The organism is Pseudomonas batumici, assembly GCF_000820515.1.
In the GTDB taxonomy this organism is placed as follows: Bacteria; Pseudomonadota; Gammaproteobacteria; order Pseudomonadales; family Pseudomonadaceae; genus Aquipseudomonas; species Aquipseudomonas batumici.
Genome location: NZ_JXDG01000035.1, coordinates 56,991 through 70,168 on the forward strand (window position 1 = coordinate 56,991; position 13,178 = coordinate 70,168).

Consider the following 13,178-nt stretch of genomic DNA (forward strand, 5'->3'; position numbering starts at 1 on the left):
TGGACCGGCCTCAGGCTTTCTCGGACTCCGGCCATAATCCGACATGGATCAAGAGGGTGACGATGACCCCCAGCAGGATGCCGACCAGGCGATCGCGGATTTCGCTCAGGTTGGTCATCGGTGCGAAGTCCGCCAGCAGCGCCAGCGCGAAGGCGAACGCGATCTGGATACCGGCATAGCTGCTGCGTGGCGAGCCCGCGCTGACCCACGCGGCCAGGCCCAGCACGGGCAGGCTCATCAATAACAGGCCGACGATGCTCTCGATCTGCGGCACCACCCACACCATGCACAACAGCGCCAGGGCACTGCCGACCAGGCAGCCGAGGATGCGCAACAGGCCTTTGTGCAGGGTCTTTTCCAGGCTTGGCATGGCCGTGATCAGGCAGGTGAGCATGGCGGTGTGGATCCCGGGCCAGTCGACCGCGGTGTACAGCAGGTAGCACAACAGGGCGGCAAGCAGGGTCTTGAAGGCGAACTGCAGATAGGCCGGGTTTTCGAAGGCGTCGGCCACCAGCAGGGGCGGCTTGGGTGCCCGTGGGGTTTCGGCGGGGGGCGGTAGCGGCAACAGCAGGGTGTTGACCGCCACGGTCACCACCGTCGGATAGACAATCGCGACCCAGGCCCAGAGGCAGACACGGGTCAGGGCTTCGGGATTGTTATTGAGGTCCACCTGGCTCTGGATATAGATCGTCACCAGGGCCATCACGAAAAACAGCGGGCTCAGTCGACAGGTGCGCATGAAAAACACACTGACGAAAAACACCAGGCTGGCGGCGGCAATGCGCAGCAGGGGATAGTCGAAGGTGAATTTCAGCAGCAGGATCGCCACGCCCACGGCCAGCGTGGTGCTGACGATGAACAACATGCCCAGCATCCGGGTCAGGGCCAGGCTCGATTGGGTCACGAAGAACACCAGCACCAGGGAGATCGACAGCAGCGGCACCTGCAAGGTCATGGAGAGCAGGATGACGATCGTGCAACTGACCAGATGACGCACAAGCGCATTCATTCTGCCAGGGCGACTGCTCAGTTCCTCCTTGAGGATTTCCAGTGGCGACTGCCCCTGCGTGGCGTCCTTCATGGCGTCGTGGTCGACGATGCTTGCGCCGGGCCGCTACCGGTGTTGACGACGGCGACGGCCGATGCGCCGATGCGGAATGACGGCAGGTCCGGTCCATTGACGCGGATGCGCACCGGAAAGCGTTGCGACACCCTGACCCAGTTGATCGAGCGCGCGACCTTGGGCAAGCCGTTGACGTCCGTCCCGCCATCATCAGGAAGCACGCCGAAACCGATCGAGTCGACATTGCCCGCGAATGTCTGGCGCGTATCGCTCATCAGGTAGACCGTGGAGGGATCGCCCGGTCGGATGTTCTTCAGCTCGGTTTCGCGGAAATTGGCGACCACGTACCAATGCTGCGTGTCGATCAGGCTGAACACCGGCTGGCCCGCCGAGGCGAATTGACCAACCGTTGTCTTGAGGCCCACCACGCGCCCGTCGAACGAAGCACGCACGGTGCTGTACTCGACGTTCAGCGCTGCCCGGGCGATCTGTGCTTCGATCACCGCCCGATGGGCCACCAGGGCCTCGACGCCGCTGACCGCCGCAGTGGCCTGACGGGCTTGCAGTTGGCTCACGTTGAGTTGCGACAGCGCACTGCGTCGGGAGGTGCGTGACTGGTCGATGGCCTCCGCGGAGATGTAGCCATGGGACAGCAGGCTTTCCTGGCGCCTGAGGGTGTCGCCGCTTTGCTTGGCCAGCGCCTGCGCCCGCTCGATCTCGGCATGCGCCGCCTCGGCGTTCAGGCGCTGGGCGTTGACCTGCCGTTGGTTCAGGCCGATCTGCTGATCCAGCTCCACCAGCGCCGCCCTGGCCTCGTCCAGTGCCACCTGGTAGGGGCGCGGATCGATGCGCATCAGTACGTCGCCCTGGTGGACGGGCTGGTTTTCCCGCACGGGCAACTCGACGATGCGCCCGCTGACCTGCGGGGTGACATTGACGGTATCGGCATAGGCGTAGGCGTCGTCGGTGCGCGGTTGCGCATCCAGCCGGGCGATCACCCAGAGCAGCAGGCCCAGGACGGCGACGCAGAGGGCGCCTACCAGCAGTCGACGAGGATATTGAGCAGACGAGTGTGTGTTCATGGGAAAACGCCCGGGTTAGAAAAAGACCAGCCAGGTCAGCAGCGAAAAAAACAGGGCCAGCAGCGGGTAGCTCAGCACCAGCGGTTGCAGCCATGCGGTACGCTGTGTCCTGAGCAGCACAGCCCTGATCACAAAGGTCAGCAGGACGCCGCCGATCGTGCAAAACAGCCAATCCGGGAAATAGGCGCCGATCACGTTGATCGACGGGGGCTGCTTGCAGGCTGCCAGTGTCAGGCAGGCCAGGGTGCCAGCCAGTGTTTTTCCGGTACGGTAGAGACGTTCGCCCGGGGAGCGGGCGCCGGTGGGGCGGGTATTAATCAAGGTCGACGCTTCTGGTTGGATTGGCAAAACGGGGCGCGCCGCAAACGCTCGAGCCCGGAGCGAAGTGAACGAGTGTTCCGCAGTCTTTCGTTGCCGATATTCTAGAGAGCGCTTCAGGGGTGAACATGATCTGTTCGGCCATAAAATTGATAGGGAGTGCACTGTGATCGACCTTGGGTGTCTTTGGGTGGAGTCGATGCGCCAGTGAGTAATCAACAGCGTAGCATCAGTGGTGCGGTGATCATGTCCAGGGTCGGGCTTGAGCGTGGCCTGTCGATCGTGGACTTTCTCGCAGGCTCCAGGCTTGAGCCCGGCGACTTGGCCAATCCCACGGCAATCATTTCCTTCGAGCAGGAGTTTCGCCTGATCCGCAACCTGCTCGCGTACTGTGGCGGCGCCACCGGCCTGGGGCTGGAAGTGGGGTCGCGCTACCGCTTCACCTCATTGGCCGCGCTGGGATTCGCCCTGGTCAGCAGCCCCACGCTGCGCGATGCCTTTTCACTGATTCCGCACTATTCCGAGTTGAATGCCAGCCTGGTGCGCGTGGCGGTGGATGCCCGGGCAACGGACCTGCGGATCGAATGCGAGGAGAGCGGGATCCCGCTGGAGTTGCGCCCGTTCATCGTCGAGCGATGCTTTGCCGCCGGGTTGCGGATCGCCGGCGATCTGCTCGGACGTACGGCGATGCCCCAGGCCATTGCGTTCAGTTTTGCCGAACCTGCCGACGTGGCGCTTTATCAGCGACTCACCGGTGTGCGTCCGCAGTTCAATGCGCCGAAAAGCACCCTGGTCTTCAGCCAGGCCGACGCGGATGTATTGCTGGCCCTGGCCGATCCGCTGGCGCTGCATATCGCCCATGACCAGTGTCGACGAGGTTTGCAGGTCGGGCCGAAGACCGGCGAACTGACGGCGCGCGTGCGCGAGTTGCTGGCCGCACAGCCGGCCGCGATGCCCTCCATGGGACAGCTGGCCGACAGCCTGTGCCTGTCGGTGCGGACCTTGCGGCGTCGATTGCGGGAGGAGGGCACGGCCTATCTCGGCTTGTGCGACGAAGTGCGCGAAGCCATCGCCGAACGCTTGCTGACCGGCTCGCGCCTGCAGATCGAGCAGATCGCCGAGACCCTGGGGTATTCGGAGTCCGCCAGCTTTATCCATGCGTTCAAGCGCTGGACCGGGGAGTCTCCCCATGCCTTTCGGCGTGCCCGGCGCCCGGACTGATCCGGCAAAGATCCGGGTGAGGGGCGACTTCCTGTCAGCCTGGTCAAGCTTGTGGATCGAAGGCCGTCATACCCGCCTGCGCCTGTTTGCTGCGCAGGGCTATTGCGCCGGGTACCCAGGCATGGGGAAAGAGGTAGAAGCGGTTCTCCTCCACGCCCTTCAGGGTGATTTCGGCGATTTCGCGTGCGGACATCTTGCCGGCTTCCACGGCTCGTCTCACACGCTCTTCGTACTGCCGCTTCATCTCGCTGTCGGCGGCAGTATCAGCGAATTCCGCCGGCCGGTTGCGCTCGGACTCGATGATGCCGGTCGGGAAGAAGGCCGGAGAGAGCACGCTGACGCCGACCATGCTGTTGGCCATCTTCAGGTCGTTGGCCAGGCTCTCTGAAAGCGCCACCACCGCCGCTTTCGTGGCGTTGTAAATGCCACTGCCGGCCGAATACATCCAGCCAGCCGCCGAGGCGATATTGACGATGTGCCCCTCGCCCTGTTCGAGCATGATTGGCGTGAAGGCTTTCACGCCCCAAGCGACGCCATAAAGATTGACGTTGGTGACCCACTGCCAGTCGGCGACGGTGTTTTCCCAGATCGGCGCGGTGACGCCCACGCCGGCGTTATTGAACAGCAGATGCACACCGCCGAAACGTTGCACGGCCAGTTTCGCCAGTGCGGCGACCTGCTCGAATCTGGACACGTCCACCTGCAGGGTGGCGATGTCTGTGCCGGGGTGTTCCTGCTGGATCAAGGTGCGGGTGGTCTCCAGGTTGGCGGCTTCGACATCGGCCAGTACCAGCTTCATCCGACGTCGCGCACAAGCCATCGCCAGTTCTCGGCCCAGGCCGGCGCCGGCTCCGGTGATCACGCTGACCTTAGCGTTCAAGTCTTTCATCTGTCGCCTCCTGATGAGCGGTGTCGATACGCTGTTTCAGCGCTTCGTTCATACGTTGATAGAGTCGTTTCGATTGGCTCAGGCGTTGCCAGAGCGCCGGCAGCAAGAGGCCGGAAAAACGTTCTCCATGGATGAAGCGGGTGGACCCATCGGCGTTCTCCATCAGCTGGAAGAAGTGTTCGCCGGCCACCGTGAAAGGGTTGCCGCCCCGCCAGGCGAAGCGGCGTGGCGCTTCGTCGCTGCTGATGCGGGCCTGGAAGGATGCCTTGCGTTCCTTGCCCAGCTTGACCGCGAAGCGCACCTGCCCACCCGGGCGGTGATCGATCTGCTGGATCTCCAGCATGGGGTTCCACTGTCCGTAGCGCTCGAAGTCGACGAGGCAGTTCCACACGGTACTGGGTGGTGCGTCGATCTCGATTTCGGTCCTGATCTGCCGCGAGAAGAGACTGTCACGGCGGGTACCCAGGGCCTTGTACGCCTGCTTCTCGCGTTGCCGGTTGAGTAACCTGGCCTTCAGGTCCGGTTCGCTGAAACCCACCAGGCCGTACAGTCGCGGCGAACAGTAGAGCATCTCCACCGAAAAGCCGTGCGGGTCGTTGAGGTAGACGCACTGCACCAGCCCCGCCTGGCCCACCGGTGTGCAGTTGGGTACGAAGCCAGACACCAGCGCCCGTTCGAACTGTGCGGTGAATCCGTCCTGGCTGTCGAAACCGACGGCCAGGTTCATGATGCCGATGTCGCTCAGTCGGTAACGGGGCGGCCAGGGCTTGGGGGCCGCCGGTTGGCGGATGTCCAGCCACATGTCGCCTTTGATCAGGCAGGCGCTGGCGATGCCAGGGTTATCCTGCTCGACAAGCGGGGCGCCACGCTCAAATCCCAAGCCTTCGACAAAGGCCGCCACGCTGCGGGCGCAATCGGCGACAACCAGGCCCAGGCCCGTCAGCTTGCACGGGTAGGGCAACCCTTGCAGGGAGCGGTCTTCGATCAGCTCGATGAGAATCCCGTCCGGATCCCGGATGAAACGGCGATTGGCGAGCCGCTGGGGTTCCAGGGAGACGCCGAGAGACCGCGCGAGGGTTTCGAAGCGCTCCAGCGAATCGACCCGCGCCAGGATGCGCCGATAACCGACGCGCTCGTCGTCCTCAGGGCAGAGGGGGGCCGAGACCGGCGACTCGAATTCGAACAGTTCCAACTGAAAGAACGCCCGGTCGTCGATCAACCAACTGACTCGCGAGGCGGCTCCCGCAAGGCCTTGTATCCGCTCGGCCTGCTTGCCACGGAAGGACAACGTGCCGAAGACATGCTTGAGGCCGAACAGCTTCTGGTAGAAACGCAGGGACGCGCGGGTGTCGCGCACGCACAGCGCGATCTGGCAGATAGTGGTGGTCATGGTCGTTCGCTCAGAAGAGTTTGCCGATCAGCGCGGTCGGCAGCAGTTGCAGCAGGGGCCGCAGCAGCAGCCAGGGATAACCGGGAATCACTGCTCGCTTGCGACGTTGCACAATGGCATCGGTGATCCGTTTGCCACCTTCCTCCAGTGACAGCAGGAAGGGCCTGTGCTTGAGCTTGTTGTTCATCGGCGTGTCGATATAACCCGGGTAGATGACCGTCACGGCCAGGCTCTTGCCCTTGCCTTGTGTTTCGGCACGCAGGGCCTCCATGTACACGCTGACGGCAGCCTTGCTCGCGCTGTAGGCCGCGCTGCCGGGCAGGCCGCGCCAGCTGGCGATCGAACTCATCGCCACAATCTGCCCATGGCCCTGGTGCTTGAACAGGGTGATTGCCGCGTCGATGGTGGCGCAGGCACCGATGACATTCACTTCGAACATTTGGCGGGAATTGGCGAAATCGATGCGCCCTATGCGTCCGTCGTGACCCAGCCCGGCATTGGCCACAACGATATCGAGCTTGCCCAGTTCGGCGCTGGCGGCAGTCAGCGTCTCGCGTATCTGCCCGGTATCACTGACATCCAGCGGATAGACCAGCACCCGCACGCCGTGCTGCGCCTCCAGCTCGGACTTGATGAGGTGCAAGACGTCGAGTTGACGGGCAGCCAGCGCCAGGTCATAGCCACGCTTGGCGAATTCACCCGCCACTTGGCGCCCCAGGCCGGAAGATGCGCCGGTGATGAAGACCGATTTGCTCATGAACGCTGCCTCATTATTGTTTTTCTCCAGGCGCATTAAGCCAAGCCGGTCCCTTCGAGGCGATGTTCGAACGTGTCAGATGATTGATAATTACAGCCAAAAGAACATTAAATAGCCCTTTCTGAGAAGCGTGAGCCGCCATGAGTCTTTCCATGTTTCCCCGTGCCAGCCAGGCACCGCTGTGCTTCTGCATTGCGCAGATGGAGGCGTGGGGATATTCGTTGCATGAGGTGCTGGCGGGGAGCGGCCTGGGCGTCGACAGTTTTGCACTGCCTGAGTCAGTGCCCGACAGCCGCCAGGAACAGACGGTCTACGAGAATATCCTGCGTCTTTATGATGGAGGCACGGCGGCCGGCCTGGACCTTGGTCGGCTGACCAACGTGAATAGCGTGGGGGTGCTGGGCGGACTGCTGGCAAACGCGATTGATCTTGGCCATGCCGGCTATCTGTCGCGGCGTTTCCATCCCCTGACCAATCCCTGGATCGTGCCCGAACTGATCGATAGCCTCGCCACCGGTCAGTCGGTCGTCCGCTACCGCCAGGTCGGCGGATTGCCCGCGCTGTACCGGTTTCTCATCGACCGCGACATCCTTGGCACGCGCCAGCTACTGCGTGACCTCTTCGGTGGGGGGGCAGGAGGGTATGTGTGTGCGGTGGCATTCGGTTATCCCGAGCCCGAAGATGCCGGGCGCTATCCGGTCGAGTTCGATTGCCCCGTGAGCTTCGGTCATGACCACACCTATGTCACCTACGACAATGAACGGGGCCACCTGCGCAATGCACGGAGAAACCCGCACGCTTACCACCTGTATCTACGGCTGTGTCGCGAAGCCCAGGCGGAGCGTGCAACGTTGTCCTGGCAAAGCCGAGTGAGCAGCCTCCTGGCGTGCATCGACTTCTATCCGAACACCGCGGCCATGGCCAAGAAGCTCAACTGCTCGGAGCGCAGTCTGCGGCGGCACCTGGGTGAGGAGGGGGTGCAATATTCCGAGTTGGTGGACAAGATACGTTTCGAGCGGGCGATCTACCTGCTGCATCACTCCGAGGACTCCATCAAGACCATCAGCTTCAAGCTCTTCTACAGCGAGCCGCCGGCGTTCGTTCGGGCGTTTTCACGCTGGAGCGGGATGACGCCGGGGGAGTTCAGGTCTGGAAGGTGAGGCGTTAAAGCACGGCAAGTCGAGCACCCAGGGCGTCAAGAAACACCTTCGTCTTGCTCGGTGTGAAGCGTCGGGAGGGCAGCAGGGCGTAGATCGGTGCGCTTGCGCTGTGCCAGTCACGCAGTATATGAACCAGGCGGCCGGCGGCAAGGTCGTCTGCAACGTCGACACTGGATTTGAGCATGATCCCGTGGCCGGCAATCGCCCAGTCGCGCACGGCATCGCCACTATTGGCGTGGAGCCGCGCGCGCGGTTGGAACTCGATCACTTCGTTTCCCGGACCTTCCAGGCGCCAGGGCTGGGAGGGGTCGTCATAGCGTAGACAGCCATGACGCTCCAGGTCCTGTAAAGACCCGGGCTCCCCATGGCGTTCGAGATACGCAGGGGCGGCCACCAGAATTCGCCGGTTGTCCGCCAGCTTGCGCAGGATGGCGCTGCTGTCCCGAGGTTGACCAATACGCACCGCGACGTCGATCCGCTCATACGTCAGATCGACCAGTCGGTCGTCGAGCCGGAGTTCGATATCCAGCCGTGGATGGCGCTCGACCAGTTCAGCCACCAGCGGCACCAGGTGAATGCGCCCGAAAGAAATGGGCGAACTGACCCGTAGCCGGCCAAACGGCTCTTCAGCGCCCACCGCCATTCGTGATTCCGCCGCCTCCAACTCCTCCAGTATCCGATCGACATGGGCGCTCAGGGCCAGCCCCTCACTGGTCGCGGACAGCGTGCGGGTGGTCCGGTTGATCAGTCGCTGTCCCGCCCGGCGTTCCAGTGCCATGAGCCGTTTGCTGACCACGGCCAGCCCTACGCCCAAGTCGCGCGCGGCGGCTGACAGGCTGCCGCAGACCAGGATTCGTTGGAAGGTGCGAAGCTCGTTGAGGTCGTCCAGCATATTCTCAACCCTTGTTCGATAATCTATCTACCAGTAGCCATATTCTAATCCTCAAGGCAAGAGGCAACACTCTGCGCAACTGAACGGAAAACCTCTGTTCACCCCTATCCCGCGTTTGGAGTCTTGCCATGACCGCTTATTCAGCCCTGTTCACACCCACCCTTGTTGGTGAGCAATCCCTGCCTCACCGCGTCGTGATGGCGCCGATGACGCGCGCGCGCAGCACCCAACCGGGTGACATCCCCAATGCACTGAACGCCCGTTACTATGCGCAACGTGCCTCGGCGGCGCTGATCGTTTCGGAGGCGACGCAGATCTCACCGCAAGGCAAGGGGTACTCCTTTACCCCGGGGATTTATAGCCAGGAGCAGGTGGCGGGATGGCGACTGATCACCGATGCGGTGCATGCCGCGGGTGGACGCATCTTTCTTCAGCTTTGGCATGTCGGTCGGATCTCTCATCCTGACTTCCACAACGGGGAGCTGCCGGTCGCGCCTTCGGCGGTTCCATTCGAAGCCAAGATCTGGAAAGTGAATCCTGCGACCGGCCTGGGCGAGATGGTGGATTGCCCGACGCCGCGCGCACTGGGTAAAGAGGAGATCCACGGGATCGTCAACGACTTCCGCGTCGGTGCGCGCAACGCTATCGCGGCAGGTTTCGACGGCGTCGAGATCCATGGGGCGAACGGCTACCTGGTGGATCAGTTCCTGCGCACGACCGCGAACACCCGCACTGACGAATACGGCGGCTCGCGGGAAAATCGGCTGCGCTTCCTCAAGGAGGTGGTCAGTGCTGTCGTAGAGGAGGTGGGGGCAGAGCGCACGGCCATTCGGCTGGCCCCTTTCCTGACCGCACGCGGCATGGACTGCCCCGACATTCTGCCGACGATCCTCGACGCCACCGCGTTCCTGCAAACGCTGGGCATTGCCTACCTGCATCTGGTCGAGGCCGATTGGGATGATGCGCCGCAGTTCACGGAAGCGTTTCGGGCCGATGTCCGGGCGCGCTTCCAACGGCCCATCATCGTTGCCGGCAACTACGATCTGGACCGTGCCAACTGGGTGATTGGCAAGGGCTACGCCGACCTGGTCGCCTTCGGACGTCCTTTCGTGGCCAACCCTGACTTGCCAAGACGCCTGCTGGAACATCTCCCACTGGCCGAGTTTGCCGGCGACACGCTGTTCGGCGGTGATGAGCGCGGTTACTCGGATTATCCAGCGTGGCCAACGGCCGAAGCGACGAATGCTGTTCGCGCGTAACCGCTCCACCTACCTATCAGGACCCATAGCATGTTCACTTATCGTAATGCGTTTGCGCTCGTCACGGGCGCTTCCATGGGCCTTGGCGAAGCCTTTGCCGAAGCGCTCGCGGCACGCGGCGCCAACCTCGTTCTCGTCGCCCGTTCGCTGGATGCGTTGAATGCCCTGGCAAAACGACTGACCGAGCAGTACGGCGTCCAGGCCATCGTATTGGCGGTGGACCTGGCCGAACGTGATGCCGCGATGCGTATCAGCGAAGAATTGGAACGGCAACGGATTGCGGTGGACCTGCTGGTCAACAACGCCGGGTTCGGGCTCACCGGCGAGTTCCTGTCGAATCCGCTGGCCAGGGAGGAGGATCTGGTCCAGGTGAATATCCAGGCGCTGGTGGGACTCTCGCATCGGCTGGGTAGTGCGATGGCTGCCCGGAACAAGGGCGGCATTATCAACGTGGCCTCCAACGCTTCTTTCCAGCCCATTCCCTACATGGCGACATACGCGGCTAGCAAGGCATTCGTGCTGCATTTCAGCGAAGCGCTGGGCCATGAGCTTGCACCGCGTAACGTACAGGTGATGGCGACTTGCCCGGGCCCCACGTCTACCCGATTTTTCGCGGCAACCTCGGCCGATCAGCCGACGATCAAAATGGACGCGGCAGAAGTCGTCGTCCGCCGGACGCTGGAAGCCTTCGATCGTCAGGAAAAGGTGGTTTATCCGGGACGATCCAGCGTGCGCATCACCTCCTGGCTGCCCCGTTTCATTCCCCGTGCGCTTGCCGTTCGTGCCGCCGCGGCGGCGTCGCGTGGGATGGGGCTGCATTAACCTGGCTTATCCCTCGATCAAAAGGATATCGACCATGACGATTCAACATCTCGATCACTTCACGGTTCGCACAGCCAAAGTCGATGAGACGGCGGATTTCTTTCGCGACGCCATCGGGCTGGAGGAGGGCTGGCGTCCGGCGTTCCCGTTCCCGGGCCGCTGGCTCTACGCGGCAGGCCGTCCACTTGTTCATATTGCCAATCTGGAAAGCAGCGGCGCGGAGCTGGACCTCTATCTGGGAGCGCGTGCCGTGGGAGAGGGCGGCGGTGCACTCGATCACATCGCGTTCCGCTGCAGCGACCTGGAGAGTCACCGGCAACGCCTGCTCGACCTGGGCTTGCGATTCAGCGAGCGTGTGGTGCCTGATCTGTCGGAGCATCAGCTGTTCGTTGAGGATCCGAATGGTATAAAGGTGGAGCTGATTTTTGCGGATTCGCCGAAAGCGCGGTGATCTGAAGTGCCCGGTCTCGGGAAGTCGTGATGCATCCTTAAACCTCTGGAGCAGGATGCATGACAACGTGACTAAGGCCTGCGCTCAGCCAGCTCCTCCAGCAGATCGGCGGAAGGCACGAAGAACAGGCCACCGGTGACTGCCGTGCTGAAATCGAGCAAGCGATCATAGTTGCCTGCGGGCCTGCCGACGAACATGTTCTCGAGCATCTGCTCGATGGGGGCGGGCGAACGTGCATAGCCGATGAAGTAGGTCCCGAACTCGCCGGCGCCCGGTCGGCCGAAGGGCATGTTGTCGCGCAGGATCTTCACTTCCTCGCCGTCTTCGGTGATGGTCGTCAGGGAACTGTGCGACGAGCTCGGTTTGACCGATTCATCGAGTTCGATATCGGACAGTTTGGTGCGGCCGATGATGCGTTCCTGTGCCTCGACGGATAGCTCGTTCCACGCGGCCATGTTGTGCAGATACTTTTGTACCAGCACATAACTGCCGTTGGTGAACGCGGGGTCTTCATCCCCGACCATGGTGAAATCGACAGCCTCGTGGCCCACCGGGTTTTCGGTGCCATCGACAAAGCCGACCATGCTGCGCATGTCGAAATAACGAAAGCCCTGGACTTCATCGACGACCGTGATCGCATCGCCAAGACGCGAGAGCAGTTGCGTCGCCAATTCGAAACACAGGTCCATTTGATCGGCGCGGATATGCAGCAGGATATCGCCCGGTGTCGCCACCGCGCGCCGACCCTCCACACCCATTTCACGAAATCCGTGCAGCGAGGCCGGACGCGGGCCGCCGAACAGGCGGTCCCAGGCACCGGAAGCAAAACCGCAGACGCACGACAGGTTGCCGGAGGGCACGCGTTTGCCGACGGAGCGCGTCAGGGCGGCGATATCTTCGCACCAACCGCGTACTTTCTCGGCCGGCTCGCTGCCGGGCGCCAAGGTGGCAACGATGAAAATCGCGCTGCTGGTGATGGGGCTATAGACGGCTTGAGGGGCGGGCTTGCGCTGGGTCGATGGCGAAGGTGTTGTCATGGGGACTCCACACGCTGCGGGACACATTTGAAACACTGAAAATAGCAGATTGCGGCACTGCGGCTACAATCGAGTGCCAAGAGGGTACGCAGACGCAGTGGAGTATACCCGCCTCCTTATGGAAGAGAGTTTATGCAGACCGACAAGACTGAATCACTTCTTCACATAGCCCGCAGCATCGTTGCCAAAGTGCCGTATTGCATGGCAATTACCGTTACCGAAGCGGGCCATGCGAATGCTCGTATCGTTGAACCCTATTCATTGAGCGAACACTGGTCGGTGCGTTTCCTGACGGGGCGGCAGTGCCGCAAGGTACAGGAAATGCAACACACTGGGCGAATGACCCTGTCTTACCAATGTGATGAAGATCATGCGTACGTGACACTGCTTGGACAAGCAAAAGTGCTGGATCACGATCCGGCACTCAAGAGCACGATGTGGCGGAAGAATTCAGACGTGTGGTTCCCTGGTGGACCCTTTGACCCGGACGTGGTGGTGATCGAATTGCTGGTCGAACAGATTGAGTTGTGGTGTCTAAAACTCGGCGTGGCCCCACCTCCGCTCGGCCTGCAAGCTGCAATCCTGAAACGCGATGGCGCCGAATGGATTACGTTGGTGGGCTGAACACAGAGACCGTTCGCCAAGTTGGACACAAGCCTCCTCCCAGGGGGCGAAAGGGGACGGGCCGAAAGGGGACACCCATTAGCCGGTCTCGGGAAGTCGTGATGCATCCTGGAACCTCTGGATCAGGATGCGTGACAACGTGGCTAGTTTATGAGGTCGTTGCTGTTCGGAGTACGAAGAGGTTGCCAAACTCCAGCAACCTTTTTCGCCTTT

General features: G+C 62.1%; 14 protein-coding genes. 6 read left to right on the forward strand and 8 right to left on the reverse strand.

Features of this window, described 5'->3' with window-relative positions:
- Positions 1-10: 10 nt before the first annotated feature.
- From UCMB321_RS13400 to UCMB321_RS31065, 3 genes are read right to left on the reverse strand one after another with little or no spacing between them, the layout of a single operon-like run.
- Positions 11-1,081: an FUSC family protein gene (locus tag UCMB321_RS13400; protein WP_084614997.1), complete on the reverse strand. Its 1,071-nt coding sequence runs from the start codon at positions 1,079-1,081 to the stop codon at positions 11-13.
- A complete protein-coding gene (gene mdtN / locus UCMB321_RS13405) occupies positions 1,078-2,145 on the reverse strand; it encodes a multidrug transporter subunit MdtN (RefSeq protein WP_052451178.1) in 1,068 nt (355 codons plus the stop codon). Before mdtN ends, UCMB321_RS13400 begins: the two co-directional genes overlap by 4 nt.
- 15 nt (positions 2,146-2,160) lie before the next feature.
- Positions 2,161-2,466, reverse strand: a complete 306-nt coding sequence (locus UCMB321_RS31065) for a YtcA family lipoprotein (RefSeq protein WP_167337440.1) — start codon at positions 2,464-2,466, stop codon at positions 2,161-2,163.
- A 204-nt stretch (positions 2,467-2,670) separates the two neighbouring features.
- On the opposite strand from UCMB321_RS31065, the gene UCMB321_RS13415 reads away from it, so the two are divergent.
- Positions 2,671-3,684 carry an AraC family transcriptional regulator gene (locus UCMB321_RS13415; RefSeq protein ID WP_084614999.1) on the forward strand — a complete coding sequence of 338 codons (1,014 nt, stop codon included), beginning with the start codon at positions 2,671-2,673 and terminating at the stop codon, positions 3,682-3,684.
- Between the two features lie 43 nt (positions 3,685-3,727).
- On the opposite strand, the gene UCMB321_RS13420 is transcribed toward UCMB321_RS13415, so the two are convergent.
- Genes UCMB321_RS13420 through UCMB321_RS13430 form a run of 3 tightly spaced genes read right to left on the reverse strand, consistent with a single transcriptional unit; the run spans position 3,728 to position 6,720 of the window.
- Positions 3,728-4,573: an SDR family NAD(P)-dependent oxidoreductase gene (locus UCMB321_RS13420; RefSeq protein WP_052451180.1), complete on the reverse strand. Its 846-nt coding sequence runs from the start codon at positions 4,571-4,573 to the stop codon at positions 3,728-3,730.
- Positions 4,554-5,963 carry an SRPBCC family protein gene (locus tag UCMB321_RS29490; protein WP_052451181.1) on the reverse strand — a complete coding sequence of 470 codons (1,410 nt, stop codon included), beginning with the start codon at positions 5,961-5,963 and terminating at the stop codon, positions 4,554-4,556. Before UCMB321_RS29490 ends, UCMB321_RS13420 begins: the two co-directional genes overlap by 20 nt.
- Before the next feature lie 10 nt (positions 5,964-5,973).
- Positions 5,974-6,720 carry an SDR family NAD(P)-dependent oxidoreductase gene (locus UCMB321_RS13430; RefSeq protein WP_040067455.1) on the reverse strand — a complete coding sequence of 249 codons (747 nt, stop codon included), beginning with the start codon at positions 6,718-6,720 and terminating at the stop codon, positions 5,974-5,976.
- A 140-nt stretch (positions 6,721-6,860) separates the two neighbouring features.
- On the opposite strand from UCMB321_RS13430, the gene UCMB321_RS13435 reads away from it, so the two are divergent.
- Positions 6,861-7,880, forward strand: coding sequence for an AraC family transcriptional regulator (locus UCMB321_RS13435; RefSeq protein ID WP_084615001.1), 1,020 nt, complete (start codon positions 6,861-6,863; stop codon positions 7,878-7,880).
- Positions 7,881-7,884: 4 nt separating this feature from the next.
- Here the strand turns inward: UCMB321_RS13435 and UCMB321_RS13440 are convergent, their stop codons facing one another.
- On the reverse strand, positions 7,885-8,772 hold the full coding sequence (locus tag UCMB321_RS13440) for a LysR family transcriptional regulator (RefSeq protein ID WP_040067459.1): 888 nt from the start codon (positions 8,770-8,772) through the stop codon (positions 7,885-7,887).
- A gap of 128 nt (positions 8,773-8,900) precedes the next feature.
- On the opposite strand from UCMB321_RS13440, the gene UCMB321_RS13445 reads away from it, so the two are divergent.
- The 3 genes from UCMB321_RS13445 to UCMB321_RS13455 are packed head-to-tail and all read left to right on the forward strand — an operon-like array spanning position 8,901 to position 11,304.
- Positions 8,901-10,031: an alkene reductase gene (locus UCMB321_RS13445; protein ID WP_040067460.1), complete on the forward strand. Its 1,131-nt coding sequence runs from the start codon at positions 8,901-8,903 to the stop codon at positions 10,029-10,031.
- A 30-nt stretch (positions 10,032-10,061) separates the two neighbouring features.
- Positions 10,062-10,853, forward strand: a complete 792-nt coding sequence (locus UCMB321_RS13450; protein WP_040067462.1) for an SDR family NAD(P)-dependent oxidoreductase — start codon at positions 10,062-10,064, stop codon at positions 10,851-10,853.
- A 34-nt stretch (positions 10,854-10,887) separates the two neighbouring features.
- Positions 10,888-11,304, forward strand: a complete 417-nt coding sequence (locus UCMB321_RS13455) for a VOC family protein (RefSeq protein WP_040067463.1) — start codon at positions 10,888-10,890, stop codon at positions 11,302-11,304.
- A gap of 71 nt (positions 11,305-11,375) precedes the next feature.
- On the opposite strand, the gene UCMB321_RS13460 is transcribed toward UCMB321_RS13455, so the two are convergent.
- On the reverse strand, positions 11,376-12,341 hold the full coding sequence (locus UCMB321_RS13460) for a Dyp-type peroxidase (protein ID WP_040067465.1): 966 nt from the start codon (positions 12,339-12,341) through the stop codon (positions 11,376-11,378).
- 132 nt (positions 12,342-12,473) lie between these two features.
- Here UCMB321_RS13460 and UCMB321_RS29495 point away from each other — a divergent pair, with 132 nt between their 5' ends.
- Positions 12,474-12,965, forward strand: coding sequence for a pyridoxamine 5'-phosphate oxidase family protein (locus UCMB321_RS29495; protein WP_052451182.1), 492 nt, complete (start codon positions 12,474-12,476; stop codon positions 12,963-12,965).
- Positions 12,966-13,178: the final 213 nt, after the last annotated feature.

Excerpts from the sequence above, each read along its gene's own strand:
- UCMB321_RS13430 (WP_040067455.1), bottom strand. The coding sequence starts at position 6,720 with ATGAGCAAATCGGTCTTCATCACCGGCGCATCTTCCGGCCTGGGGCGC.
- UCMB321_RS13420 (WP_052451180.1), bottom strand. The coding sequence starts at position 4,573 with ATGAAAGACTTGAACGCTAAGGTCAGCGTGATCACCGGAGCCGGCGCC.
- UCMB321_RS13460 (WP_040067465.1), bottom strand. The coding sequence starts at position 12,341 with ATGACAACACCTTCGCCATCGACCCAGCGCAAGCCCGCCCCTCAAGCC.
- UCMB321_RS29495 (WP_052451182.1), top strand. The coding sequence starts at position 12,474 with ATGCAGACCGACAAGACTGAATCACTTCTTCACATAGCCCGCAGCATC.
- mdtN (WP_052451178.1), bottom strand. The coding sequence starts at position 2,145 with ATGAACACACACTCGTCTGCTCAATATCCTCGTCGACTGCTGGTAGGC.
- UCMB321_RS13400 (WP_084614997.1), bottom strand. The coding sequence starts at position 1,081 with ATGAAGGACGCCACGCAGGGGCAGTCGCCACTGGAAATCCTCAAGGAG.
- UCMB321_RS13435 (WP_084615001.1), top strand. The coding sequence starts at position 6,861 with ATGAGTCTTTCCATGTTTCCCCGTGCCAGCCAGGCACCGCTGTGCTTC.
- UCMB321_RS29490 (WP_052451181.1), bottom strand. The coding sequence starts at position 5,963 with ATGACCACCACTATCTGCCAGATCGCGCTGTGCGTGCGCGACACCCGC.
- UCMB321_RS13455 (WP_040067463.1), top strand. The coding sequence starts at position 10,888 with ATGACGATTCAACATCTCGATCACTTCACGGTTCGCACAGCCAAAGTC.
- UCMB321_RS13450 (WP_040067462.1), top strand. The coding sequence starts at position 10,062 with ATGTTCACTTATCGTAATGCGTTTGCGCTCGTCACGGGCGCTTCCATG.
- UCMB321_RS13445 (WP_040067460.1), top strand. The coding sequence starts at position 8,901 with ATGACCGCTTATTCAGCCCTGTTCACACCCACCCTTGTTGGTGAGCAA.
- UCMB321_RS13440 (WP_040067459.1), bottom strand. The coding sequence starts at position 8,772 with ATGCTGGACGACCTCAACGAGCTTCGCACCTTCCAACGAATCCTGGTC.